The sequence below is a fragment of the Enterorhabdus sp. P55 genome (assembly GCF_009911695.1).
GTDB lineage: Bacteria > Actinomycetota > Coriobacteriia > Coriobacteriales > Eggerthellaceae > Enterorhabdus.
In genome coordinates this window covers 1-551 of sequence record NZ_QWKK01000305.1, presented here as the reverse complement: position 1 = coordinate 551, position 551 = coordinate 1, and the positions used below count along the sequence as shown (strand labels likewise).

Genomic DNA, 551 nt, shown 5'->3' with positions numbered 1-551 from the left:
CGGTCGGGGGCGGGGGCCGGGGCGGCGCCCGGCTTTGGCCCGGTGGCGCCCGGCGCGGCGGCCTTCGCCGTCGCGGCTCCGCCGGAGGCGCCCTCCTCCGAGGGCGCGACGGCGAACCCGTGCTCGGGCAGCGCGTGCCAGAGGGCGCGGCTGAAGGGGTGGGCCAGCAGCTCCGGCGCGGCGAAGCTGGCCACGGCCGTCTCCTCCACCACGGTGCCGTCCTTGAACACCGCCACGCGGTCGGCCACCGACAGCGCCAGCTCGATGTCGTGGGTGATGAGCATCACCCCGCCGCCCCCGTCGGCGAAGGCGCGCAGGTCGTCCAAGGCGCGCACGGCCAGGGGCAAGTCGAGGCCCGGCGTGGGCTCGTCGGCCACGATGAGCCGGGGTTCGTCCATGAGGGCGCAGCACAGAAGCACGCGGCGGGCCATGCCGCCGGAGAGCTCGTGGGGGTAGAGCCGCGCCACCGCCTCGTCCAGCCCGTAGCGGGCGAACAGCGCGCGGCGGCGCTCGGCGCGACGGGCGGCGTCGGCGCGGCGGGCGGCCCCGCG

1 protein-coding gene is annotated in these 551 nt (G+C 78.8%); it reads right to left on the bottom strand.

Features of this window, described 5'->3' with window-relative positions; all coding sequences use genetic code 11:
* The coding region (locus D1643_RS11405) for an ATP-binding cassette domain-containing protein (RefSeq protein WP_160710684.1) at window positions 1–551 on the bottom strand (551 nt) is incomplete at both ends.